At 72.7% G+C, this 370-nt stretch carries 1 pseudogene; it reads right to left on the reverse strand.

Features of this window, described 5'->3' with window-relative positions:
• Positions 1–370 (reverse strand): annotated as a pseudogene (locus LG634_RS37640) (hypothetical protein); the annotation flags it as partial.

Consider the following 370-nt stretch of genomic DNA (forward strand, 5'->3'; position numbering starts at 1 on the left):
GCCATGAGCGTGGCCCAGGCGGCCCGGATGCGGGCTTCGCCGCCGGTGAACCCGGACTCGCGGAACCCGGTGGCGGTCTGCCGGTAGGACAGCGGCGGGTCGTCCGAGTAGCGCAGGTACCTGAGGACGACGACGATCTGTTCGTCGGTGAGCGCTTCCCCCATCAGCGGGGTGGGCACTCGTGCGATGGCCGCGAGCTGGTCGAGCGTCACGGGCGTGACGCCCGCCGTGACGCCATCCGGTTCGGAGTCGTCCGCGGGGGTGTTGACCTGCGTGTCTTCCCCGTCACGGCCCACCGTGACGGGGTCGGCAAAGTGGTCCGGTTCGGCGGCCGGGGGGAGGGCGGGCGTCACGGGTGCCGTGACGGCGT

It is taken from the genome of Streptomyces bambusae, assembly GCF_020532645.1.
In the GTDB taxonomy this organism is placed as follows: Bacteria; Actinomycetota; Actinomycetes; order Streptomycetales; family Streptomycetaceae; genus Streptomyces; species Streptomyces bambusae.